Annotated in this window: 17 protein-coding genes; 11 read left to right on the top strand and 6 right to left on the bottom strand. The window is 75.7% G+C overall.

Annotated elements, in window-relative coordinates:
- Positions 1-78 precede the first annotated feature (78 nt).
- The 7 genes from FB558_RS15990 to FB558_RS15960 are packed head-to-tail and all read left to right on the top strand — an operon-like array spanning position 79 to position 7,880.
- Positions 79-834: a GNAT family N-acetyltransferase gene (locus tag FB558_RS15990; RefSeq protein WP_142054337.1), complete on the top strand. Its 756-nt coding sequence runs from the start codon at positions 79-81 to the stop codon at positions 832-834.
- Entirely contained in the window at positions 831-1,478 is a 648-nt protein-coding gene (locus FB558_RS15985; RefSeq protein WP_142054335.1) for a MurR/RpiR family transcriptional regulator, read from the top strand. The genes FB558_RS15990 and FB558_RS15985 overlap by 4 nt, the downstream gene beginning before the upstream one ends.
- A 1-nt stretch (position 1,479) precedes the next feature.
- Positions 1,480-2,613: an o-succinylbenzoate synthase gene (gene menC, locus FB558_RS15980; protein WP_142054333.1), complete on the top strand. Its 1,134-nt coding sequence runs from the start codon at positions 1,480-1,482 to the stop codon at positions 2,611-2,613.
- Positions 2,610-4,058, top strand: a complete 1,449-nt coding sequence (locus FB558_RS15975) for a Na+/H+ antiporter NhaC family protein (RefSeq protein WP_142054330.1) — start codon at positions 2,610-2,612, stop codon at positions 4,056-4,058. Before menC ends, FB558_RS15975 begins: the two co-directional genes overlap by 4 nt.
- Positions 4,055-5,623, top strand: a complete 1,569-nt coding sequence (locus FB558_RS15970) for an N-acyl-D-amino-acid deacylase family protein (RefSeq protein WP_142054328.1) — start codon at positions 4,055-4,057, stop codon at positions 5,621-5,623. The genes FB558_RS15975 and FB558_RS15970 overlap by 4 nt, the downstream gene beginning before the upstream one ends.
- Positions 5,624-5,664: 41 nt before the next feature.
- Positions 5,665-7,086, top strand: a complete 1,422-nt coding sequence (locus FB558_RS15965; RefSeq protein WP_142054326.1) for a Na+/H+ antiporter NhaC family protein — start codon at positions 5,665-5,667, stop codon at positions 7,084-7,086.
- Entirely contained in the window at positions 7,083-7,880 is a 798-nt protein-coding gene (locus FB558_RS15960; RefSeq protein ID WP_142054324.1) for a serine hydrolase, read from the top strand. Before FB558_RS15965 ends, FB558_RS15960 begins: the two co-directional genes overlap by 4 nt.
- Before the next feature lie 58 nt (positions 7,881-7,938).
- Here FB558_RS15960 and FB558_RS15955 read toward each other — a convergent pair whose 3' ends face one another.
- The 5 genes from FB558_RS15955 to FB558_RS43265 form a co-directional block, all read right to left on the bottom strand.
- Positions 7,939-8,574 (bottom strand): phosphotransferase, encoded by a 636-nt coding sequence (locus tag FB558_RS15955; protein WP_281288629.1) that lies wholly within the window; start codon positions 8,572-8,574, stop codon positions 7,939-7,941.
- Positions 8,575-9,213: 639 nt separating this feature from the next.
- Positions 9,214-10,839, bottom strand: a complete 1,626-nt coding sequence (pgm, locus tag FB558_RS15950) for a phosphoglucomutase (alpha-D-glucose-1,6-bisphosphate-dependent) (protein WP_142054322.1) — start codon at positions 10,837-10,839, stop codon at positions 9,214-9,216.
- A 1,192-nt stretch (positions 10,840-12,031) separates the two neighbouring features.
- Positions 12,032-12,163, bottom strand: coding sequence for a hypothetical protein (locus tag FB558_RS45205; RefSeq protein ID WP_281288628.1), 132 nt, complete (start codon positions 12,161-12,163; stop codon positions 12,032-12,034).
- A gap of 79 nt (positions 12,164-12,242) precedes the next feature.
- Positions 12,243-12,638: a hypothetical protein gene (locus FB558_RS15945; protein ID WP_142054320.1), complete on the bottom strand. Its 396-nt coding sequence runs from the start codon at positions 12,636-12,638 to the stop codon at positions 12,243-12,245.
- Between the two features lie 279 nt (positions 12,639-12,917).
- Positions 12,918-13,067, bottom strand: a complete 150-nt coding sequence (locus FB558_RS43265; protein ID WP_170231351.1) for a hypothetical protein — start codon at positions 13,065-13,067, stop codon at positions 12,918-12,920.
- A gap of 625 nt (positions 13,068-13,692) precedes the next feature.
- Here FB558_RS43265 and recC point away from each other — a divergent pair.
- Genes recC through FB558_RS15925 form a run of 4 tightly spaced genes read left to right on the top strand, consistent with a single transcriptional unit; the run spans position 13,693 to position 23,237 of the window.
- Positions 13,693-17,064, top strand: a complete 3,372-nt coding sequence (gene recC, locus FB558_RS15940) for an exodeoxyribonuclease V subunit gamma (RefSeq protein WP_142054318.1) — start codon at positions 13,693-13,695, stop codon at positions 17,062-17,064.
- Complete coding sequence (locus FB558_RS15935; RefSeq protein WP_246106541.1) at positions 17,061-20,462, top strand: UvrD-helicase domain-containing protein; 3,402 nt, start codon at positions 17,061-17,063, stop codon at positions 20,460-20,462. Before recC ends, FB558_RS15935 begins: the two co-directional genes overlap by 4 nt.
- On the top strand, positions 20,459-22,291 hold the full coding sequence (gene recD, locus FB558_RS15930; protein ID WP_142054316.1) for an exodeoxyribonuclease V subunit alpha: 1,833 nt from the start codon (positions 20,459-20,461) through the stop codon (positions 22,289-22,291). Before FB558_RS15935 ends, recD begins: the two co-directional genes overlap by 4 nt.
- Positions 22,292-22,295: 4 nt before the next feature.
- Entirely contained in the window at positions 22,296-23,237 is a 942-nt protein-coding gene (locus FB558_RS15925) for an ornithine cyclodeaminase family protein (protein WP_142054314.1), read from the top strand.
- Between the two features lie 5 nt (positions 23,238-23,242).
- Here FB558_RS15925 and FB558_RS15920 read toward each other — a convergent pair whose 3' ends face one another.
- The gene (locus FB558_RS15920) at positions 23,243-23,752 is read right to left on the bottom strand and encodes a bifunctional nuclease family protein (RefSeq protein WP_142056470.1); all 510 of its coding nucleotides are present in this window, start codon (positions 23,750-23,752) and stop codon (positions 23,243-23,245) included.
- Positions 23,753-23,781 lie beyond the last annotated feature (29 nt).

Raw genomic sequence — 23,781 nt, 5'->3', positions numbered from 1 at the left:
TCCGAACCGTTGACAAGCAGCTCGTGCGAGCGTAGGACTACCCCACCTCGAAAACATACGTTCGCTATCTGGAGCAGCATGTCTTCGCCCGCCGGGATCACCACCCGGTCCTTGTCGACCACGGCCGAGCGGCTCGCCGCCGTGCGGCTCTACCGCGCCGTGTTCGGCCTGGCCGACGACGACCCCGCGTTCTCGCCGAAGCTGCTCTGCGCGCTGCAGCACAGCGGCGGCTCCGCCCTCGGCGCGTTCGACGAGGACGACCGGTTGGTCGGCTTCACCTACGGGTTCGTCGGCCTCGACGGCGGCACCCCGCACCACTACTCGCAGACGGCGGCGGTCGCGCCCGCGGTCCAGGGCCGGGGCGTGGGCCGGCAGCTCAAGCGGGCCCAGGCCGAGGTGGCGCGCCGCACGGGTGTGACGACGATGCGCTGGGCCTACGACCCGCTGCAGGCCCGCAACGCCCACTTCAACCTCGACGTCCTCGGCGCCACCGGCCGCTGGTTCCACCGCGACTACTACGGCATGCCCGACCACCACGGCCGCACCGACCGGGTCGTCGTCGAGTGGCCGCTGGACCGCCCCGCGCGTGCCGCGGTCCCGGCCCTGCCCGCCGACGTCCCGGAGTGGGGTGCCGCGCGCACCGACGGCGACGTCACCTGGCTCGCCGTGCCGGCCGCGGGCGACGCGCTGCGCCAGCTCGGGCCCGAGCGCGCCCTCGCGCTGCGCGACCGCGTGGCCGACGAGATCGACGCCCTGCTCGGTGCGGGGCGGGTGCTGCGGTCCTGCCTGCGGGCCGACGCGCGCACCGCCCTGTACTGCGCGGTGGCGGCGTGACGCCCGGGAACCGGCAGCTCACGACCCCCGACGAGCGCTACGGCGCCCGGCTGCAGCGCCGCTCCACGGCCACCGCGCTCGTGGCGCAGGTGGTCGCCCAGGAGACCGCGAACCTCGCCGCCACCCTCGAGCGCCTGCAGGCCGACGGCTCCCTCGAACAGGCCGCGCGCCGGATCGTCGCGGCGAAGCGGCGGTTCGTCGCCGGGGGCTCCAAGTCCTGGTCGTACGCGTCCCTGCTGGCCACGGACCTGTCGGCGTCGATGGCCAACGTCACCCTGATCGACGGCACCGTGGTGCGCGCGGTCGACGTGCTCTCCGACGTGCGGGCGGGCGACGTGCTCGTCGCGTTCTCGCTGCGCCGCTACGCGCGCTCCACGATCGTCATGGCCGAGGAGTTCGCGGCGGCCGGGGGCACGGTGATCGGCGTGACCGACGACGCGGACAGCGCGGTGGCCCGGGCGTCGGAGGTGGCCGTCGTCGTCAGCACCGACAGCGCCTCCTACGCCGACTCCCCCACGGCGGTCGCCGCCGTGGTGCACATCCTCGCCACGCTCGCCGCGGCCAGCGCCAAGGGCGCCCGGCGCAGGCTCGCGCGGCGCGACGCGCTCACCGCGCGTCTCGGCGTCTACGCGGAAGGGGACTGACGTGCGCGTCGATCGCGTCGAACTGCTGGCGGTGCGGCTGCCGCTGGTGCGGGAGTTCGAGACCAGCTCGCACCGCAAGTCCTACCTCGAGCACGTGCTCGTGCGGGTGCAGGACGCCGACGGCGCCGTCGGCTGGGGCGAGATCGCCTCGCCGTCCGGGCCGTTCTTCGCGGCCGAGACCGTGGAGACCTGCTGGGCGATCGCCAGCGCCCACCTGGTCCCGGCACTGCTGGGCGGCGAGTGGGAGCACCCCGCGCAGGCCGCCGCGCTGTGGTCGCGGGTGCGGGGCAACGAGTTCGCCAAGGCGGGGCTCGACATGGCCTGCTGGACGCTCTGGTCGCAGGCCACGGGCGTGCCGCTGGCCGGGGCGCTGGGCGGGGAGCGGCGCAGCGTCGTCGCCGGCGTGAGCCTGGGTATCGAGGCGAGCGTGGACGCGCTGGTCGAGCAGGTGGCGCGGCACGTCGAGGCCGGCTACCCGCGGGTCAAGCTCAAGATCGCCCCCGGGTGGGACACCGAGCCGGTCGCCGCCGTGCGCGCCGCGTTCCCCGACCTGTCGCTGCACGTCGACGCGAACGGTGCCTACACCGAGAGCGCCGACCACCTCGCCGCGCTGCGGGCGCTCGACGGCGCGGGCCTGCTGATGATCGAACAGCCCTTCGCACCCCGCGACCTGCTGGCCGCCGCCCGCCTCCAGGCGAGCATCGGGACCCCGGTCTGCCTGGACGAGTCGATCGTCGACGGGCACGACCTGGCCACCGCGCTGGCGCTGGGCTCGGGCCGGGTGCTGAACATCAAGGTCTCGCGCATGGGCGGGCTCACCGCCGCCGTGGCCGCGCACGACCTCGCCCGTGCCCACGACGTGCCGGTCTGGTGCGGCGGCATGCACGAGTTCGGGATCGGCCGCGCGGCCAACGTCGCGCTCTCCAGCCTGCCCGGGTTCACGCTCCCGTCCGACGTCTCCGGTTCCGACAAGTACTACGCGCGCGACGTGGTGACCCCGCCCATCCGCGCCGACCGCGGCACCGTCCGCGTGCCGTGGGAGACCCCCGGCCTCGGACACGCCGTCGACGAGGAGTTCCTGCGGGCGCACGCAACCCGCACCGCCGTGTTCGCCGAGCAAGAAGGATCATCATGACCGACCAGCCGCCGTCAGCGACGACGGCGCCGCAGGACCGCGCCAACGCCTACGAGCTCGAGCAGGGACGCGGTCGCCGCATCGCCACGACCGCCATCGCCGTCGCGGGCCTGGTGGTGTGCGCCGTCGCCGGGACCGTCGCCGAGGCACCGACGCTCTGGGGCATCCTGCCGATCGCGATGTACGCGGTGCTGTGCCTGCTCGGCATGGACCTGGTGATCGCCACCGTTGTCAGCCTCGTGGGAGGCGTGCTCATCGCGCGCCAGACGCCCGCCGAGTTCGGGGCGCTGCTCGGCGAGTCGATGGGCGACCTCGTCACCACGATCGGCGTCATCATCATGCTCGGCGCAGGCGTCGGGGAGGTCCTGCGCGTCACCGGCGTCGCCCACACGATCGTCCACCGGGTGATGAGGATGGCGGGCGACCGCAGCAGGCGGGCCGTGCTGCTCGGCGTCATGCTGTCCTGCCTGGTGCTCGTCACCAGCCTGGGCACGCTCGCCGGCGCGCTCGCGATCGCCGCCCCGATCCTGCTCCCGGTGGCCGCGCGCGTCGGCTTCACCCGCGCGGCCACGGCCGCGATGATGTTCGTGGGCGGGTGCGCCGGCCTCGCGCTCGCGCCGTTCGCCGGCTCGAACGTCGCGATCATGGAAGCGGCGGACGTCGGCTACCTGACCTACCTGCAGTACGGCGCGGCGCCGATCGCGGTGCTGTCGATCCTGATGGCCATGTTCATCGTGCCGTGGATCCAGCGGCGCACCGCCCTGCGCGGCGACTTCTACACCGACGCCGACCTCGAGACCGGGACCGAGCAGGCCGACGTGCCGCCGTACGCCGGGCGCGCCACCGCGGTGTTCCTGGTGCTGCTCGTGGCCACCGTCGCCTACGCGACGATCACGGCGGCGGGCACCGCGTTCCCGCTGCTCGCGCTCCCGCTGCTCGGCATCGGCACCGGTGTGGCCGCGCGCCTGCCCGCCACCGAGATCGCCGGTCACCTCTACCGCGGTGCGGCCCGGCTGGTGAGCATCTTCCTGCTGTTCTGGCTGCTCGCGGCGCTGTTCCTGGTGATCGACGGCCTGCAGCCCTACGACGTCGTGCTCGAGATGTTCGGGCCGCAGCTGCAGAACTCGTCCGGGCTGGGCTTCGCGGCCGCGATCGCGCTCCTGGGCTGGGTGGGCGTCCCGGGCGCCACGGCCGCCCAGGTGGTGCTGCTGGACGAGGTGTTCGGCGGGATCGCGAGCACGGTCGGGCTCGGCGCGGGCGCGTGGGTGATCGTGCTGCTGTGGGCGTCGAAGGCCGACACCTACGGGCCGTTCCCGAACGCCAACATGATCGGCGCGATGGGCCTGGCCCGCTCCACGGACCTGCGGTCCCTGCTGTTCACCGGCTGGTTGGTGCTCATCCCGGCCTGCCTGCTCTACGTTGCGATCCTGGCGGTGCTGACGTGAGCGACCTGGTCATCACCGGTGGCACGGTCCTCGACGGAACCGGTGCCCCGCCCCGGACCGGCGACGTCGGCATCACGGCGGGCCGGATCGACGCGGTCGCCTCCCCGGACGGCGCCACGCGGATCGACGCGCGCGGGATGGTGGTCTGCCCCGGGTTCATCGACCTGCACTCGCACGCCGACTTCAGCATCGCAGGCCATCCCGGCGCCGACACCGCCGTCACCCAGGGCGTCACCACGCTCGTCACGGGCAACTGCGGCTGGTCTCCCTTCCCGGTCGGCGACCTCGCCGCGCTGCGGGCGGCGTCGGCGTTCCTGGCGCCCGAGCTGGACTGGTCGTGGACCGACGCCGCCGGGTACGCGGACGCGGTCGACGCCACCCGACCCGCGGTGAACCTCGCGCTGCAGGTGGGGCACTCCGCACTGCGGCTCGCCGTGCTGGGCGGGGCGGAGCGCGCACCGGAGCCCGCCGAGCTCGCGGAGATGGGCGCGCTGCTGGCCGCAGCGGCCGGGCAGGGGGTGTGGGGCTTCTCCACCGGGCTGATCTACGCCCCCGGCGCCTACGCCGACACGGGCGAGGTCACGGCGCTGGCGCGGGTCGCCGCGGCACACGGGCTGCTCTACTCCACGCACATGCGCAACGAGGCCGACACCCTGCTCGACGCCGTGCGCGAGGCCCTCGCGACGGCCCGCGACACCGGCGTGCGGCTGGAGATCTCCCACCTCAAGGCGATGGGCCGCAGCAACCACGGCGCGGTCACCGAGGCGCTGCGCATCCTCGACGAGGCGCGCGCCGACGGCGTCGACGTCACCTGCGACGTCTACCCCTACACGGCGTCGTCCACGACGCTGACCTCCCGGCTGCCGGCCTGGGCGCTCGACGGCGGCGTGGCCCGGCTGCTGGAGCGCCTCGCCGACGGCCCCACCCGCGAGCGGGTGGCGAGCGGGCTGCGCGACCGCATGACCCGCGACGTCGACCCGGAGGGCGTGGTGATCGCGGAGCTGCCACCGGGCCCGTTCACCGCGGCGCGCGGGCGCAGCATCGCCGACGTCGCGCGCGAGCTCGGCACCGACCCCGCCGAGGCGGCGCTGCAGGTGCTCGCCGCGCACGAGGGCGCGGTGTCGGTGGTGAACCACGCCATGGCCGCCGACGACGTGCGCACCGTGCTGCAGCACCCCGCGACCAGCGTCGCCTCCGACGGCTGGGTCCTGCGCCCCGAGGGCCGGGGCCGCCCGCACCCGCGCAGCTTCGGCACGTTCACCCGCGTCCTCGGCCCGTACGTGCGCGATGGCGACCTGCCGCTCACGGCCGCCGTGCACAAGATGACCGGGCTGCCCGCCGCGCGACTCGGGATGGCCGACCGCGGCGTGCTGCGTCCCGGCGCGGTGGCCGACGTCGCCGTCCTCGACCCGGCGACGGTGACCGACCGGTCCACCTACGACGAACCGTGGCAGCTCTCGACCGGCGTGCAGCACGTCCTGGTCGCGGGCGAGCCGGTGCTCGCCGACGGCGCGCTCACCGGCGCCCGCCCGGGCCGGGTGCTGCGCCGCGCCCCGCGTCCGTGAAGCCACCCGCCGACGCTCCCGCCGCTCCCCCGGAGGCTCCCGTGTCCTCGTCCACCACCGTGTCGGACGCCAACATCTACACGCTCGACATGTCGCGGCGGCAGCAGATCGCCGCGGCCGCGCTCTACGCCGTGGCGCTGGTCGCCAGCGTCGTCGTCGCGGTCCGCACCGACCAGCCGGGGCTGTGGGGCCTCGTCCCGATCGTCGTCTACGCGGGGCTCGCGCTGCTCGGCGTGGACATGGTGCTGGCCACGCTCGGTGCGGTCGTCTCCGCGGTGGTGCTCACCCGCTCCACGCCCGCGGACCTCGGACCGGTCCTGATCGAGTCGATGGGCACGCTGATCGCCCTGCTCGGCGTGATCATCCTGCTCGGCGCGGGGCTCGGGGAGGTGCTGCGGCGCACCGGCGTGGCCGAGTTCCTCGTGATCGGCGTGGTGCGCCGGGTCGGGCTGACCACGCAGCTGCGCGCCCAGTTCGGCGTGATGCTGGCCTGCACGATCCTGGCCGGGGCGTTGGGCACGCTCGCGGGGTCGGTCGCCATCGTCGCGCCGATCGTCATCCCGCTGCTCGCCGCGCTCGGGTTCTCCAGCCCCGCCACGGCCGCGATGTTCTTCTTCAGCGGGCTGGCCGGCCTCACCCTCAGCCCGTTCGCCCCCATCACCGCGAGCATCTACGGCGCCGCGCAGGTCAGCTGGATCAGCTACGTCCTCACCGCGGGCCTGCCGACCGCGCTCGTGATGTTCGGCGTCGGCTTCCTCGTGGTGCGCTGGAACCAGCGGCGCACCGCGACCGCCTTCCCCTACCCGCCCGAGCGGGCGGTGGACCTGGACGCGCTGCAGGAGCCCGCGCCGGGCGCCGGGCGCGCGACGCTCGCGTTCCTGCTCGCGTTCCTCGCGCTCGTCGTCTACAGCGGGCTGACCGCGGCGGGCGCCACGTTCGTCCCGGTGGCGCTGGTGGTGCTCATCGCGGTCACCGGGCTCGCGGCGCGGCTGCCGGTCGGCGCCCTGATGGGCGCCGTGTACGCCGGGGCGAGCCGGCTGCTCGGGATCTTCTTCCTGTTCTTCCTGCTCGCCGTGCTGTTCACCCTCGTCGACTCGATGGGCGCCTACGACGGCGTGGCCGAGCGGTTCGCCCTCTCCGAGCTGGGGCCCTACCTGTTCTGCCTGGTCGTCATCCTGATCGGCTGGGTCGGCATCGCCGGCGCCGCCGCCGCGCAGGTGGTCCTGGTGAACCAGGTCTTCGGGCCGCTCGCCGTGGCGCTCGGCGTCCCGCCCGCCGCGTGGACGGTCGTGCTGCTCGCCGCCTCCCAGACCGACGGGCTCGGCCCCTTCCCCAACCCGGACATGATCGGGCAGATGGGCCTGGCCGAGTCGCGCTCGCTGCGCTGGCAGCTGCTCTCGTCCTACCTGGTCCTGATCCCGGTCGTCGCGCTGTACGCCGTGCTGCTCGGGATCTACGCGTGAGCGCCGTCGACGCGCTGGCCGGCGTCCCCGACTTCGCGTCCGCGCAGGTCGCGGGCGAGGTGCTGGGCACCCCCCAGTACGGAGGGCCTCCGCTGCGAGCCACGGCCGCGCGCCGCGGGGCCGTCCGGCTGCGCTGCGCGTCGGTGCTCAAGCCGCTGTTCGCCTGGGCCGCCGGGGCTGCACCCGCCGATGGCGAGCCCGCGGTCCGGCATTCCGACAACGCCGCCACGAACCGGATCTGGCACGGCGGCCCGCCGCAGCGGATCCTCGACCGCCTCGCCGACCCGACCGGCGTGCGCTGGCACCCCCTGGGCGCGGACCCGACCTGGTTCGGCGGCATCGAGGTGAGCGCGGCCGAGGTCGTCACCGCCTACGGAGCCCTCGCCCGCGCGGCGGCGGGAGACCCGGCCGCCGCGCAGATCCTGGGCTGGATGCGGGCCGTGGCCCCGGACCAGGCCTTCGGCATCCCGGACACGGTGGCCGACGCGCTCGGCGTCGACGCGGCCGCGGTCGCGGTGAAGGCCGGGTGGTTCGGCCACGTCGACGAGACCGTCCTGCGCACGCACGTCGTCGCCGTCGTGGAGCGGAAGGGCGAGACCGTGGTCGTGGCCGCCCTGACCGCCCTCCCGGTGCCCGAGCCGGAGCGCGACCGCTACCGCGACGACGTGCACGCCGGCCGTCCGGTCCTCGACGTGCACGAGCGGCTGGCCGGCCCGCTGCTGCGCGAGCTGTTCGCGGCGACCTGCCGCGACCTGGCCCGCCTCGGCGATCGCCGGTGGCCCCCGCCCTCATGATCAATAGTTCGGCGCGTTCGCGCCGAACTATTGATCATGGTGCACCCGTCCGCTCCAGCTACGGGTTCAGGTCGTTGCGGTCCACCGCTGCGCGGATCTGGTCGAGCCACTCCGCGCCCAGCCGGCGCCCGTTCGGGAGCTGGTCGCCCCGATCCCAGCGCCACGTCGTGATCATCGCCAGCACGAGGACCCGGCACTCGCGCAGCAGGTCCCGATCGACGCCCGGGTAGAACGCGCCGACGCCGGCGGGCGCGTGGGCGAGGTCGAACTCGACGGGCCCACGGCAACACGTCTCGAGGTCGACGAACAGCAGCCCGTTCCCCGTCGTGAGCACGTTGCCCGGGTGCGGCTCGCCGTGCAGCAACTGCCCGGCGCCGCCGCGCTCGCCGATCGCTCGCCCCAGGCGTCGTAACGTGTCGCCGAGCAGCTCCCGGTCCGCATCGGCGAGCGCCGGAGTGTGCTCGCGGTTCGCCACGAGTCGTTGCGCGTGCTCTACCCGATCCGTGAACAGCGGCGTCGGGACCTCGAGCTCGCGCATGCCGGCATGCAGCCGTTGCAGCGCATCGGCGTAGTCGGCCGGTGGGACCTCTCGAGGAGTCGCGGGTTCGTAGTAGGTCCACAACGTGACCACGAAGCCGTCACGCTCTGCACCGTCTCCTGGCCCCTTCCCCAAGATCCGAAGTATCGGGTGCACATGGTCGTGGCGACAGCAATGGACAACCGATACCCCGGATCATGAGACCACAGCGTGCGGCGAGGAGCGTTCGGGCAAACCCGACCGGCACCTCGATCCGTTCTCCGGTCATGACGCTCACGCGACTTTCGCTGTCCGGTGTCACCTGCCTCGCCGCGCTCCTGCTCGCCGGTGTCGGTATCGCTCACGCCGGGCCGGGTGCGCTTCCCCCACCACGGACGCGGACCTCGTCGGCAGCTGGTCGCCCGCCGACGCCAGGCGGGCGGCCGGGCCTTCGTCACGTTGGCGGCCGACGGGCGCTGGACCGGTTCCGACGGCTGCAACAACACGAAGGGCACCTGGCGGATCGGGCCCGCGGCGAACTCACCGCGACGTCCGGCCCGAGCACCATGATCGGCTGCGAGAACGTCCCGATCGCCACCTGGCTCACCGACGCCACCCGCGCCGAGTTCGACGGCGACACCCTGGTTCTGCGGGACGCGACCGGCGCCGAGACAGGCCGCCTGGTCCCACGAGCAGCCCCTCGCTGCCGCACACACCCGGTCGAGGCCGCACACACCGTCCGCGGTGTGTGCCGACTCCACCGGATGTGTGCCGCCGCGGCGGCGCGCACGAGCGGCGGCAACACTTCGGGAGCCGCTACGCCAGCGCCGCTTTCACCACCTCCTGCGCCTCCTCCTGGATCCGGGCCAGGTGCTCGGGGCCGTGGAAGCTCTCGGCGTACACCTTGTAGACGTCCTCGGTGCCCGACGGGCGCGCGGCGAACCACCCGCCACCGGTGACGACCTTGAGCCCGCCGAGCGCCGCCCCGTTGCCCGGGGCCGTGGTCAGCCGGTCGGTGATCTTCTCGCCCGCCAGCTCGGTGGCGCGCACGTCGTCGGCGGCCAGCTTGCCGAGCTTCGCCTTGTCCTCCGGGCTGCACGCCACGTCGGTGCGGGCGTAGGCGGGCTCCCCGAAGCGCGCGGTGAGCTCCCGGTAGCGCTCGCTGGGCGTCGCCCGGGTCACCGCCGTGATCTCGGACGCGAGCAGCGCGAGGATGATCCCGTCCTTGTCGGTGGTCCACACCCCGCCGTCGGTGCGCAGGAACGAGGCGCCCGCGCTCTCCTCGCCGCCGAAGCCGATCGCGCCGTCGAGCAGGCCAGGGACGAACCACTTGAACCCGACGGGCGTCTCCACCAACTGCCGGCCCAGGTCGGCGGTGACCCGGTCGATCATCGACGAGCTGACGGCCGTCTTGCCGACCCCGGCGTCCGGTGACCAGCCGGGCCGGTGGGCGAAGAGGTAGCCGATCGCGACCGCGAGGAAGTGGTTGGGGTTCATCAGGCCGTCGGCCGTGACGATGCCGTGCCGGTCGGAGTCGGCGTCGTTGCCCGTGGCGATCCGGAACTCGTCGCGCCGCGCCACGAGCGAGGCCATGGCGTGCGGTGACGAGCAGTCCATCCGGATCTTGCCGTCCCCGTCGAGGGTCATGAACCCGAACTGCGGGTCGACCTCGGGGTTCACCACGGTGAGGTCCAGCCCGTAGCGCTCGGCGATCGCTCCCCAGTAGGCGACGCTCGCGCCGCCGAGCGGGTCGGCGCCGATGCGCACGCCCGCCGACCTGATCGCCTCGAGGTCCACGACCGAGGGCAGGTCGGCGACGTACGCACCGAGGAAGTCGTGGCGGTGCAGCCCGGCGCGGTGCAGCGGTGCACGCCGCACCCCGGCGAGCCGGTCGGCCAGCAGCGCGTTGGCCCGGTCGGCGATCCAAGAGGTGGCGTCGGTGTCGGCCGGGCCGCCGTTCGGCGGGTTGTACTTGAACCCCCCGTCCGACGGCGGGTTGTGCGACGGCGTGACGACCACCCCGTCGGCCAGCCCGCCCGTCCGGCCGCGGTTGTGGGTGAGGATCGCGTGCGAGACGGCCGGTGTGGGGGTGAACGCGTCGTCCCCGTCCGCGAGCACGTGCACGCCGTTGGCCTGGAACACCTCGACGGCCGTGACCCACGCCGGCTCGGACAGCGCGTGCGTGTCCCGCCCGATGAACAGCGGCCCGTCGGTGCCCTGGCTCGCGCGGTACTCGCAGATCGCCTGGCTGGTGGCCGCGATGTGGTCGTCGTTGAACGTGGTGCGCAGCGACGAGCCGCGGTGCCCGGACGTCCCGAACGCCACCCGCTGGGCCGGGTCGCCCGCGTCCGGGTGCCGGTCGTGGTAGGCGGCGAGGAGCGCGCCGACGTCGACGAGGTCCTCGGCCTGCGCGGGCGTTCCGGCGCGGGGGTGGGTCGGCATGCGCGCTCCCGGGGTGCGGCGGGCGGGACGCCGAACACCTTGCCACCGCGACGCCACCGCCGCCCGGTGCCCATCGAGCGCCGTGATCGTTGCGAGGTCGACGGTTCCGCCCTGACGAGGGCGCTCAGCTCGATGTCGGAGCGATCAGGTGCGGTCCGCGGAGGGCTGGGCGCGGGCGCGCCGTACCCGGCTCGAGGCGAACCGCCCCGCCCATGGCCCGGGCCTCCCCCGCAGTTCGGCCCGGTCCCCTGCCCGACCTCCATGCGCGCGGGTGGGGCCGGTTGCCGTGCGCGCGCCGTACCCGGCTCGAAGCGAACTGCCCCACCGTGGCCCGGGCCTCCCCCGCAGTTCGGCCCGGTCCCCTGCCCGACCTCCGTGCCCGGGGTGGACCGGTTGGCGCAACTACCGGGTGACGTGGTCGCGTGGGCAGCCGTCCCCGGCTTCCCGGCACGCCCGTCCACGACGAGACCGTCCCTGCCGGGTGCCACGCAACCGGCTGTGGTGCTGTTCTGGACCTCTGCGACGGCCATGATCAGCAAATCCGGGACATGACCTGCACCGGTGCAGCGCATGTCCCGTTCCCGCTGATCACGGGCCGGATGTGGCCTCGGACCGGCCGGATGATCACAGGTCAGGGGTTGGGACGGGACCACCGCAAGATGCGCGGGCACCCGACAGGGACGGTCTCGTCGCGAACGGGCGTGCCCGGAAGTCGGGGACGGCCGCCCACCCGACCACGTCACCCGGCAGTTACCCCAACCCGACCACCCGCCCACGAAAGGGGCGACGGGGACCGGGGGGATCGCGCCGAAGACCCCGGGCCCGGACGCGCGGCAGCGGTCTCGAGCCGGGAACGGCGCGCCCACCGGAGGTTTCATGGTCACATCGACACCAGCGCTGCCGGATCGCCCGAAAACAGCGCTGAGGCCGACCTGATCATGCAACGGGCGCGTTCCGCGGAACCCGACCCGGCCATGATCAGCAGAAGTGGTGTCGGAGCGGCAGATCTGCCGCTCTCAGACCACTCCTGGCGATCACCCCGCGGAGCCGAGGCGCGAGAAGTACACGAGCGCGGCCGCGACGACCCGGACGTGCGACTCGGACCGATCACGCAGCACCCAGCACGATCCACCGCTCCGGGAACCCCAGCTGCAGCAGAACCCGCAGGACCCGCAGCGAGTGGGCAGATGTGTCAGAAGTAGTGGCCCGCGAGGCGGTAGCGCCGGCGCACCGTCACCGAGCCCATCCCGGCCCGGCCGTGCACCACGAAGTGCGGCGCGCCGGGCCGGCGGACCGACGGCACACTGCTCTTGACCGTGCCCATGCTCGCGACGACGTCGTCGACGTTCGCGGTGGCGTCGTCGGGAACGAGGAGCTTCGCCGACCCCGCGCCGAGGTCGACCTCAGGCGCTCAGCGGGCTGCGCTGCTGGGGGATGCGCAGGTGCAGGGGGAGGTGGCCGGTGCGGGCGGCCGTGTCGGTGGTGAGGTGGAAGTGGCCGCCGCGGGAGCGGCCGCAGAGGTAGGAGCGCAGCGGGCGGGCGCCGAGCGACTCCAGCTCGCGGGCCGCGGCCTCGGCGTCCTCGCGCGTCGAGTAGATGACCTTGCCGTCGGTGCCCGCGCCCTGGCGCGGCAGCACCCGGCCCTCGATCTCCGCGCGGCTGGGCCGGCAGAAGATGGGGCGGCCGCTCTTCATGAGGCGGGCGTGGCGGATCAGGACCTCGGCGCGGGCCTCGTCGCGTACGCCCCGCTGCTCCGGAACCACCGGTCCCGTGGTCGCGTCGCTCCTGTCCGCGCTCAATGTGACCCCTCCTCCGCGTCCTGTAACCGGTGATCGCGCAGACCCCACCTTGCCGTTAACCGATCGCCGACGGGATACCACCATCGTGTCGTTTTCTCGGGTCGGTGACTCTGGGTAAAGGGGTGGGGATGAGGCGCGTCGAGCCCGTGGAAGGCGTCGGCACCCTGTGCTACGGGGCGGGTTCTCCCAGCGGTCCACGGTAGCCCTCCGACCAGCGGATCCGCGCCTGCAGCTCGTCGACGTTCCAGATGTCGAGCCGGTCGCGCCGGGGCCGGGCCGCTACTCGGCCGGGCTGCGGACGTGGGCGACGATCCGCAACCGGCGGGAGATCACCACCCCCACGAGCCCGTCGGAGCCGGCGAGCCCGCACGCCGCGGCGAGCACGGCGAGGCGGCGCCGCGGTCCGGGCGGTCGGCCGAACCGCGCCACCGGATGGCGTGGACGTCGCCGTGGAGCGGGGAGGGCGTGATCTCGGGTGTCGGCGTGGGCGACGTCCTCCCGCGCCTGACCGGGATGCGCGAGACCCCGAGCGCGCAGGCCGACCGCGGTGTCGCCGTCCCACGCCGCATCCCACGGCTCCGGGTCCCGTGGCAGATCGCGTCGGCGGCGAACCGTGGTGGGAGCGCCCACACCGCGGCCGCGGGCGGGACGGAGGTGCGCGTGGCCGCGTGCAACCGGCGGCGGCGGCCCGCCGCGCGGCGGAGCCCGTGTCCGACGCACGCCGCGGCCGGCAGCTGCTCCGGGCCGCCCCAGCAGGACACCGCAGCCGCTCGACCTCCCCCTCGACGCCCAGCGGCTCCGGCACCTCCCGTGGCCGCGGCGGCGCGCAGGCGCCGCAGCAGGGCGTGCACCGTCGGCGTCCAGGGGGTGACCGGACGCCGCGCGACGCCGTCCTCGACGATCATCCGCGGGCCCGGCGCGTCGCTCACCGGTGCGGTGCGCGACCGGCGACACTGGTCACGCTTCGTGATTTGTGGACAACTGCCCGCCCGCGTCCGGGACCGTCGGCGCTTCGTCCTAGCGTGTGTCGCACACCGCGGAAAGGGGGACGGCCATGTGGCACCTGCACCGGGCCGAGCGTGCCGACGCGCTGGTCCACGCGCTCGGCGAACTGCTCGCCGATCCCTTGGACGACCCGTTCGCGAGCGAGGTCGTGGCGGTCCCGGCGCGGGGCGTGGAGCGGTGGCTGGCCCAGCAGCTGTCGCACCGGCTGGGCGCGGCGGGCGGCCGCGCCGACGGCGTGTGCGCCGGGGTGGCGTTCCCCTCCCCCGCGGCGTTGGTCTCCGGCGTCGTCGCGGCGGCGGGTGGGATCGGCGCCGACGACGACCCGTGGCTGCCGGAGCGGGCGGTGTGGCCGCTGGTCGAGGTGATCGACGAGAGCGTCGGGGAGCCGTGGTGCGCCCCGCTCGGCGCCCACCTCGAGCCCCGGGCCGACGACACCGGGCGGGGCGACACCGGGCGGGGCCGGCGCTACGCCGTGGCGCGCCACCTGGCCGACCTCTTCGGCGCCTACGCCGCCCACCGGCCCGCCATGCTCTCGGCATGGCTCGGCGGCGGCACCGTCGGCGCGGCGGCCGCCGACCTGGCCTGGCAGCCGGAGCTGTACCGGCGGCTGCGGGAGCGCATCGGCGTGCCCGGCCCCGCCGAGCGGCTGGAGGCGGCCTGCGTCGCGCTGCGGGCCGACCCCGCGCTCGCGTCGCTGCCCGCGCGGCTGTCGGTCTTCGGCCCCACCCGGCTGCCTGCCGAGCACCTCGCCGTGCTCGCGGCGCTCGCCGAGCACCGCGACGTGCACCTGTGGCTGCCGCACCCCTCCCCCGCCCTCTGGTCGGCGTTGCGGCCACCGCAGGCCGTCCCGCACCGGCGCACCGACCCCACCGCGGCGACGCCCCGCCACCCCCTGCTGGGGTCGCTGGGGCGCGACGCGCGCGAGCTCCAGCTGCGCCTCGCGGCCGCGGCGCCGCAACGCGTCGACGTCCACCACCCGGTGCCCGAGCGGCCCGCTGCCACGCTGTTGGAACAGCTGCAGGCCGACCTGCGCCACGACCGCGCACCCGACGGCCGGTTCGCGCTGCGCCCGGAGGACCGCTCCGTGCAGGTGCACTCCTGCCACGGGCCCGACCGGCAGGTGGAGGTCCTGCGGGAGGTGGTGCTCGGCCTGCTGCAGTCCGACCCCACCCTGGAGCCGCGCGACGTGCTGGTGATGTGTCCCGACGTCGAGACGTTCGCGCCGCTGGTGTCGGCCTGCTTCGGGCTCGCGGACGGGCCCGACGCCCACCCGGGCCAGCACCTGCAGGTCCGCCTGGCCGACCGTGCGCTGCGCCAGGTCAACCCGCTGCTCGACACCGTCGCGCAGCTGCTGGAACTCGCCGACGCCCGGGTCACGGCGTCGCAGCTGCTGGACATGCTGGCCACCCCGCCCGTGCGTCGGCGCTTCGACCTCGACGAGGCCGACCTCGACCGGCTCCGCGAGCTGGTGCACCGCGCCGGCGTGCGGTGGGGTCTGGACGCCGCCCACCGCGCTCCGTTCCAGCTCGACGGCTTCCCGCAGAACACCTGGTCGGCCGGGCTCGACCGGCTGCTGCTGGGCGTGGCGATGTCGGGCGCGGAACACGACTGGCTCGGCACCGCCCTGCCGATGGACGAGGTCGAGTCCGGCGACGTGGCGCGCGTCGGTCGGCTGGCCGAGTTCGTCGACCGCCTCGCCGACGTCCTCGCCGGGCTCACCGGTGCGCAACCGCTGGAGCGCTGGATCGCGCTGCTGGTGCACGGCCTGGACGTGCTCACGCTGGCCGCCGGCGCCGACGAGTGGCAGGGCTCGCAGGCCCGGGCCGAGCTCGCGGCGGCGGGGCGTGCGGCGGGCCCGCACGCGGCCACCGTCGCGCTCGGGCTCGCCGACGTCCGCGGTCTGCTCGCGGAGCGCCTGCGCGGGCGTCCCACCCGGGCCAACTTCCGCACCGGCACGCTCACGGTCGCCACGTTGGTGCCGATGCGCTCCGTGCCGCACCGCGTGATCTGCCTGCTCGGCATGGACGACGGCGTGTTCCCGCGCGCCGGCGTGCCCGACGGCGACGACGTACTGGCCCGTGAGCCGCTCGTGGGTGAGCGCGACCCGCGCAGCGAGGACCGACAGCTGCTGCTCGACGCGGTCTGCGCGGCCACCGAGCACCTCGTGGTCGTGCACTCCGGCGCCGACGAGCGCAGCGGCGCGCGGCGTCCGCCCGCCGTGCCGCTCGGCGAGCTCCTGGACACGGTGTCGGCCACGGCCGGTCGCCGCGCGCTGGACCAGGTGGTGGTGCGTCACCCCCTGCAGCCGTTCGACCCGCGCAACTTCCGCGCGGACCCGGCGCCGTTCAGCTTCGACCGCGCCGAGCTGGCCGGCGCCCGCGCCGCGGCCGGCAGCAAGTCCCCGCCCGCGCCGTTCCTCGCGGATCCGCTCCCGCCGCCCGAAGACTCCGGTGTGGTCACGCTCGACGAGCTCGTCGCGTTCGTCGAGCACCCCACGAAGGAGTTCCTGCGCCAGCGCGTGGGCCTCTCGCTGTTCACCGTCGAGGAGCAGCAGACCGACGCGCTGCCCGTCGACCTCGACGGGCTCGCCACCTGGGCCGTCGGCGACCGGTTGCTGCGCGACCGGCTGGCCGGCCACCCCCTCGACCGCTGCCGGCAGGCCGAGTGGCGCCGCGGCGAGCTGCCGCCCGGCGCCCTGGGTGAGCGGGTGCTGGCCGGCGTGCTCGACGACGTGGAGCCGCTCGTCAGCGCCGCGCTCCCGCACCGCGTGGGAGAGCCTGCCGACCGCGACGTCGACGTGGCGCTGCCCGACGGCACCCGTGTCGTGGGCACCATCGGCGGGTTGCACGGCCGTGACATGCACAGCGGTGACATGCACAGCGGTGACACCCACGGCAGCGGCACGCCGGGCAGCGTCCTGCTGCGGGTGGAGTTCTCCCGCCTGGCCGCGAAGCAGCGGGTGCGGGCCTGGGTGCGGCTGCTCGCGCTCACCGCGGCCACCCGCGAGCCGTGGCGGGCGGTCACGATCGGTCGCGGCACGCGGTTCGGGCTCTCGATGGCCACCGCGGGCCCGCTCGACCCCGAACGCGCCGCGGCCGTGCTCGCCGAGCTCGTCGCGCTGCGGCGCGCCGGGCTGCGGGAGCCGCTGCCCCTGCCCACCGTGGCCGGGCACACCTACGCCACGGTCCGCCGCGGCGGCGCCGACGCGGGAGCCGCCCTCGAGGAGGCGCTGCGCAAGTGGAGCAACGGCGCCGGAGCCGAGCGCAACGACGCCGCCCACGTGCGCGTGTGGGGGCCCGCTGCCGGGCCCGAGGTGCTCACGGCACCCGGCGGGTCCGGTGGCGAGCCCACCCGGTTCGGGTCGCTCGCGATGCAGGTGTGGAACCCGCTGCTCGGCGCCGAGGACGTGGTGCGACTGTGACCGTCATCCCCTTCCCCACCCGCAGCCGCGCGCGCTCGGCATCGGTGCTCGCCCCCGCCCCGTTCGACGTGTGCGGCCCGCTGCCCACCGCCACCACCGTGCTCGAGGCCAGTGCCGGCACCGGCAAGACGTTCACGATCGCCGCGCTCGCCACCCGCTACGTCGCCGAGGGCCACGCCACGCTGCCCGAGCTGATGCTCGTCACGTTCGGCCGGGAGGCCACCCAGGAGCTGCGGGAACGGGTCCGGGAGCGGCTGGTGTCGGCCGAGCGCGGGCTCGCCGCACCCGAGGCGGCCCGCCGCGGTGCCGACGACGTCCTCCGGCTGCTCGCCGACGCGCCCGACGCCGAGGTCGCGGCCCGGCGCGCGCGCCTCGCCCGGGCCCTCACCCAGTTCGACGCGGCCACGATCGCCACCACCCACCAGTTCTGCCAGCAGATGCTCGCCGGCCTGGGGGTGGCGGGCGACGCCGACCGCGACGCGGTGTTCGTCGAGTCCATCGAGGACGTCATCACCGAGGTGGTCGACGACTTCTACGTCCGCAAGTACGGCGCGCGCAGCGCCGGTCCCCCGGCGTTCAGCCGGGCCGAGGCCCTCGCGCTGGCCCGCAGGGCGGTGCACGACGGGCAGGCCCGGCTGGAGCCGCGCCACGCGGAGCCGGGGAGCACCGCGCAGGTGCGCCACCGGTTCGCGGCGGCGGTGCGTGCGGAGGTGGCGCGCCGCAAGCGGGTGCGTCGGATCTACACCTACGACGACATGCTCACCCGCCTCGCCGACGCGCTGGCCGACCCGGCGCGGGGCCCGGCTGCAGCCGCCCGGCTGCGCGCGCGGTTCCGGGTGGTGCTCGTCGACGAGTTCCAGGACACCGACCCGGTGCAGTGGCAGATCCTGCGCGAGGCGTTCCACGGCAGCACCACCCTGGTGCTGATCGGCGACCCCAAGCAGGCCATCTACGCCTTCCGCGGCGCCGACGTCGTCAGCTACCTCGAGGCCACCGAGGCCGCCGACCACCACGCCACGCTGGGGCGCAACTGGCGCAGCGACGCGCCGCTGCTCGCCGCCCTCGACACCGTGTTCAGCGGCGCCGCGCTCGGGGATCCGCGGATCACCGTCCACGCCGTGGAGTCCGCCCACCCGGGCAGCAGGCTGCGCGGCGCCCCGGTCGACACCCCGTTCCGGCTGCGGGTGGCCGCCCGCGCCGGGCTCCCCCGCGCCCCGCGGCGCGACCTCGCCGTCGTCGGGCCCGCGCGCGAGCTAGTCGCCCGCGACACGGCGGCGGACATCGCGGAGCTGCTGGCGAGCCCGGCCACCATCGACAGGCGGCCGATCGCTCCCGGTGACGTCGCGGTGCTGGTGCGCACCAACGACCAGGGCGCGATGATCCGCAACGCGCTCGCCGCCCTGGGCGTCCCCGCGGTGCTGTCCGGCACGGCCAGCGTGTTCGGCACCCCGGTCGCGGGCGAGTGGCTCACGCTGCTGGAGGCGTGCGAACAGCCGCGGGCGTTCCGGGTGCGGGCGGCGGCGCTCACCTGCTTCCTCGGCCGCACGGTCGCCGAGCTGTGCGGGCCCGCCGCGGACGTGCTGCTCGACGAGCTCGCGGCCACGCTGCGGGGGTGGGCGGTGGTGCTGCGCGAACGCGGGGTCGCCGCCCTGCTCGAGGCGATCACCACGGGCACCGGCCTGCCGGGGCGGGTGCTCGCGAGCACCGACGGCGAGCGGCTGCTCACCGACCTGCGGCACGTGGCCCAGGCGCTGCACGCCGCCGCGGTGGCCGAGCACCTCGGGCCGGCCGCCCTGGTCGACTGGCTGCGCCACCGCATCGCCGACGCCGCCCAGGACGTCGTGGTCGAGCGCAGCAGGCGGCTGGAGTCCGACGCCGCGGCCGTCCAGATCATCACGATCCACCGCAGCAAGGGCCTCGAGTACCCGGTGGTCCACGTGCCGTTCGCCTGGGACCGCAACGTGCGCGACCCGGACGTCCCGCTGCTGCACGACGAGTCGGGCGTCCGGGTGCTCGACGTGGGCGGCGAGACCGGTGACGGGTGGAAGGAACGGGTCGCCACCCACCGCGCCGAGGAGGCCGGGGAGGACCTGCGGCTGCTCTACGTCGCCCTCACGCGCGCGCAGTGCCAGGTGGTCACGTGGTGGGTGCCGGCCACCACCACCGCCACCTCCCCGCTGCACCGGCTGCTCGTCGGGCGACCCGCGCCGGGCACCGATCCGGCCGAGGCCTACCGGGTGCCGGCCGACGCGGCGGCCATGGCCGGGCTGCGGGAGCTGGCCGGCGCGCACATCTCCGTGGAGGAGGTCGGGCCGCGGGACGCGCCGGCGTTCGCCGGTGCCACCAGGCCCGGGGGCGCCCTGCGGGCCGCGGAGTTCTCCCGTCGCCTCGACACCGCGTGGCGCCGCACCTCCTACAGCGCGCTCACCGCCGCCGCGCACGACGCGGGTCCGGGAAGCCGCCCGGGCGTCGGCAGCGAGCCCGAGGAGCCGGGGGTCGACGACGAGGTGGCGGTCGAGCTGACGGACGCCGCCGGGGCGCGGGAGGGCGACGAGCGGCATCCGAGCGCCGTGGCCTCGCCGATGGCCGAGCAGCCGCTCGGGGCCGGGTTCGGCACGCTCGTCCACGCGATCTTCGAGGCCGCCGACCTCACCGCGCCCGACCTGCACGGCGAGCTCGCGGCACACGCACGGGAGCAGCTGGAGCGCCACCCGGCCCCCGGGGTGGAGGCCGAGGCGCTCGCGGCGGCGCTGGTGCCGGCCGCGTGTACCCCCCTCGGCCCGCTGGCGGGCGGGCTGCGCCTGGCCGACATCGCCCCGCGCGACCGGCTCGCCGAGCTGGACTTCGAGCTCCCCCTCGCCGGTGGTGACACCCCGGGGGCGCCGGCGGCCCTCGCCGCGCTGGAGCCGCTGCTGCGCCACCACCTGCCGGCCGACGACCCGCTGCACGGCTACCCGGACGCGCTCGCCGAGCTCGCCGAGCAGCAGCTGCGGGGCTACCTCACCGGCAGCATCGACGCGGTGCTGCGCTTGCCCGGCTCACGGTTCGCGGTGGTGGACTACAAGACCAACTGGCTCGGCCCGGTCGGCCCGGAGGGCCGCGAGCCCCTGACATCGGCCCACTACACGCCGGCCCGGCTCGCCGAGGCGATGATCGGCGCGCACTACCCGCTGCAGGCCCTGCTCTACTCGGTGGCCCTGCACCGATACCTGCGCTGGCGGCTGCCCGGCTACGCGCCCGAGCAGCACCTCGGAGGCACGTTGTACCTGTTCGTGCGGGGCATGTGCGGGCCGGAGACGCCGATCGTCGACGGCATGCCGTGCGGGGTGTTCGGGTGGTCCCCGCCTGCGGCGCTCGTGGCGGAGCTGTCGGACCTGCTGGACGGGGGCGCGGCATGACCGTCGATCTCGGTGACGTCCGGCTGGCGCGCTCCGCCGGCGGCCTGCTCGGCGCGTTCAACGCCGCGGGTGTGCTCGAGCCGGCCGACGTGCACGTCGCCACCCGCGTGGGGCGCCTCGGCGGGGAGACCGACGAGGAGGTCCTGCTCGCGGCGGCGCTGGCCGTGCGCGCGGTGCGGCTGGGGTCGGTCTGCGTCGACCTGACGGCCGTGAGCCACACGGTGCTCGGCGAGGGCGACGAGCTCGTCGACGTCTCGGCGCTGCCGTGGCCGGACCCGCCGCGGTGGCTCGCGGCCTGCGCGGCGAGCGGCCTCGTGGCGCGGGGGCCCGACGCCGCGGGCGGGCGGCCCCTGCGGCTGGTCGACGAGCTGCTCTACCTCGAGCGCTACTGGGGCGAGGAGGAGCTGGTGCGCCGCTCGCTGACCGAACGCGCGGCCGTCGCCCCGCCCCAGGTGGACCTGCCTCGGCTGCGCGACGGCCTGCAGCGGTACTTCTCGGCGCCGGGGTCGGAACGCCAGCGGCTGGCCGCCGCGGTGAGCGTGCTCCGCCGGGTCACGGTGCTCGCGGGCGGCCCCGGCACCGGCAAGACCACCACCGTCGCGCGGCTGCTCGCCCTGCTGCACGAGCAGCCGGGTCCGCCGCCGCGGGTCGCGCTCGCCGCGCCCACCGGCAAGGCGGCCGCGCGGCTGCAGGAGGCCGTCGCCGCCGAGCTGCCCGCGGAGCTTCGCTCCCGCACGCCGGACGCCGCCACCCTGCACCGGCTGCTCGGCTGGCGGCCGGGCGGTCGCTTCCGCTACGGACGCGCGCAGCGGCTCCCGTTCGACGTCGTGGTGGTCGACGAGACCTCGATGGTGTCGCTGACGATGATGGCGCGCCTGTTGGACGCCGTGCGCCCGCAGGCCCGGCTGGTGCTGGTGGGCGACCCCGACCAGTTGGCCTCGGTCGAGGCCGGCGCCGTGCTCGGCGACCTGGCCCGGGCGTCCGGGCGCCCGGAGCCGGAGCTGGACACCGCCCTGTCCGCGGCCGGGGTGGTCGGCGGGCTCGTCGGCGGCTCGGTGATCAACGGCGTCGTCACGCTGCAGCACGTCTGGCGCTTCGGCGGCGCCATCGCGGAGTTCGCCCGCGCCGTGCAGGCCGGTGACGCCGACGCGGCGGTCGCGCTGCTCCGCGCCGGGCACGACGACCTCGGGTTCGTCGACACCGCCGGCACCGGCGGCGCCGACCCGGGGGCGGGCGGGGTGCGCGCCGACGTGGTGGCCGCCGGGCGGGAGCTCACCGGGGCGGCGATGCGCGGCGACGCGCCCGCCGCCCTCGCCGCCCTCGAACGCCACCGGGTGCTGTGCGCCCACCGCCGCGGGCCCTTCGGCGTCACGCGGTGGAGCGCGGAGATCGAGCGCTGGCTGCGGGCCGCGCTGCCCGAGGCGCCCTCGGGCCCGTGGTACCCGGGCCGTCCGGTGCTCGTCACCGCCAACGACTACGACATCGGGCTCTTCAACGGCGACACCGGAGTGGTCGTGGCCCTCCCGGAGGGGTTGCGGGTCGCGTTCGCCCGCGACGGCGTGCCCACGCTGCACCCACCCGCGCGGCTGTCCGAGGTGGCCACGGTGCACGCGATGACCGTGCACCGGGGGCAGGGCAGCCAGTTCCGGCGGGTCACGGTCGTGCTGCCGCCCGCCGAGTCGCCGCTGCTCACCCGCGAGCTGCTCTACACGGCCGTCACCCGCGCCGCCGAGTTCGTCCGGGTCGTCGGCACGGAGGAGGCCGTCCGCACCGCCGTCCAGCGCCCGATCAGCCGCGCGAGCGGCCTGCGCCACCGCCTCGGGAGGTAGCGGGATGCGCAGCGACCCGCGCCTCCGGTTCTACGGCGCGCAGGAGGTGCGGGAGCGGGTGCCTCCCCGCCGCGCCCGTGAGCTCGTCGAGGCCGCGCTGGCAGGCGGCTTCGACCCCGCCACCGACCCGGCCCGGGTGCACACGCCCGCCGGCGCCGGCCACCTGCTGCTCATGCCCTCCACCCTGGGCGGGTGGTGCGGGGTGAAGGTGGCCTCGGTCGCCCCCGGCAACCCGGCTGCCGGGTTGCCGCGCATCCAGGCCACGTACGTGCTGATGGACGCCGCCACCCTGACGCCCCGCGCGATCCTCGACGGCGCGAGCCTCACCGCGCTGCGCACGCCCGCCGTCTCGGCCGTCGCGGCCGACCGGCTGGCTCCGCCGGGCGCCGCCGAGCTGCTGGTCTTCGGCACCGGTCCGCAGGCCGTCGAGCACGTCGTGGCGCTGGCCGACATCCGCCGGTTCGCGCGGGTGCGGGTCGTGGGCCGGTCGGCGGCCAGGGTCTCCGACGTGCTCGCGCAGGTGGCCGCGCGCGGTGTCCCCGCCGAGGCCGGGTCGGTGGAGCACGTGGCGGGCGCCGACGTCGTGGCGTGCGCCACCGCGGCGGGCGAGCCGCTCTTCGACGGCGCGCGGGTGCGCGACGGCGCGTGCGTGGTGGCGATCGGCTCCCACGAGCCCGACCGCCGCGAGCTCGACGCCGGGCTGATGGGCCGCGCGCTGGTCGTCGTCGAGGATCCGGGCACCGCCCTGCGCGAGGCGGGCGACGTCGTGCGGGCCGTCGCGGAGGGCACGCTGGCCGCGGACGGGCTCGTCGGGCTCGGCGCGCTGGTGCGGGGCGAGGTCGCCCGGCGCGAGGACCGGCCGAACGTCTTCAAGGGCACCGGGATGGCGTGGCAGGACCTCGCGGTGGCCGCGGGCGTCGTCGCGGACGACGCGGACGGGACCTGACGCCGTCAGCTCGGGTCGAAGTCCTCCGGCGAGGCGGAGTCGAGGAAGCGGCGGAACCGCTCGACCTCCTCGCTCTCCTCGGGCGCGTCCTCGTCGGCGTCCTCGTCCGCGATCGCGTCGGCGAGGCCGGCGACCTCGGCCACCGCGGCCTCGTCGAGCACGGCGTCCTCGGCCTCGATCGGCACGTCCACGTGCAGCGCCACGGCCACGGCGTCGCTCACCCGGGCCGACACGCGCGTCTCGGCGTCGAACACCAGCTCGGCGTGGAAGATGCTGTCGCGCAGCATCGTGATGCGCACCAGCTCCAGGCGCCGGTCGAAGGCCTGCACGATCTGGAGGAGGAGCTGGTGGGTCTGGGGCCGTGGCAGCTCGACGCGGCGGCGGGCCAGCTCGATGGCCGTGGCCTCGGGCACGCCCACCCACACCGGCAGCACTCTGCGGCGCCCGCCCGTCTCCTGCAGCAGCAGGACGGGCTGCACCGCCATCGGGTCCCTGCCGAGCGCGACCACCCGCATCAGCTGCACAGTGTCCTTCGCCTCCGCTT

Source organism: Pseudonocardia kunmingensis, assembly GCF_006716445.1.
GTDB lineage: Bacteria > Actinomycetota > Actinomycetes > Mycobacteriales > Pseudonocardiaceae > Pseudonocardia > Pseudonocardia kunmingensis.
Note: the sequence above shows the minus strand (reverse complement) of the source record. Positions and strands in the feature narration are given on the sequence as shown.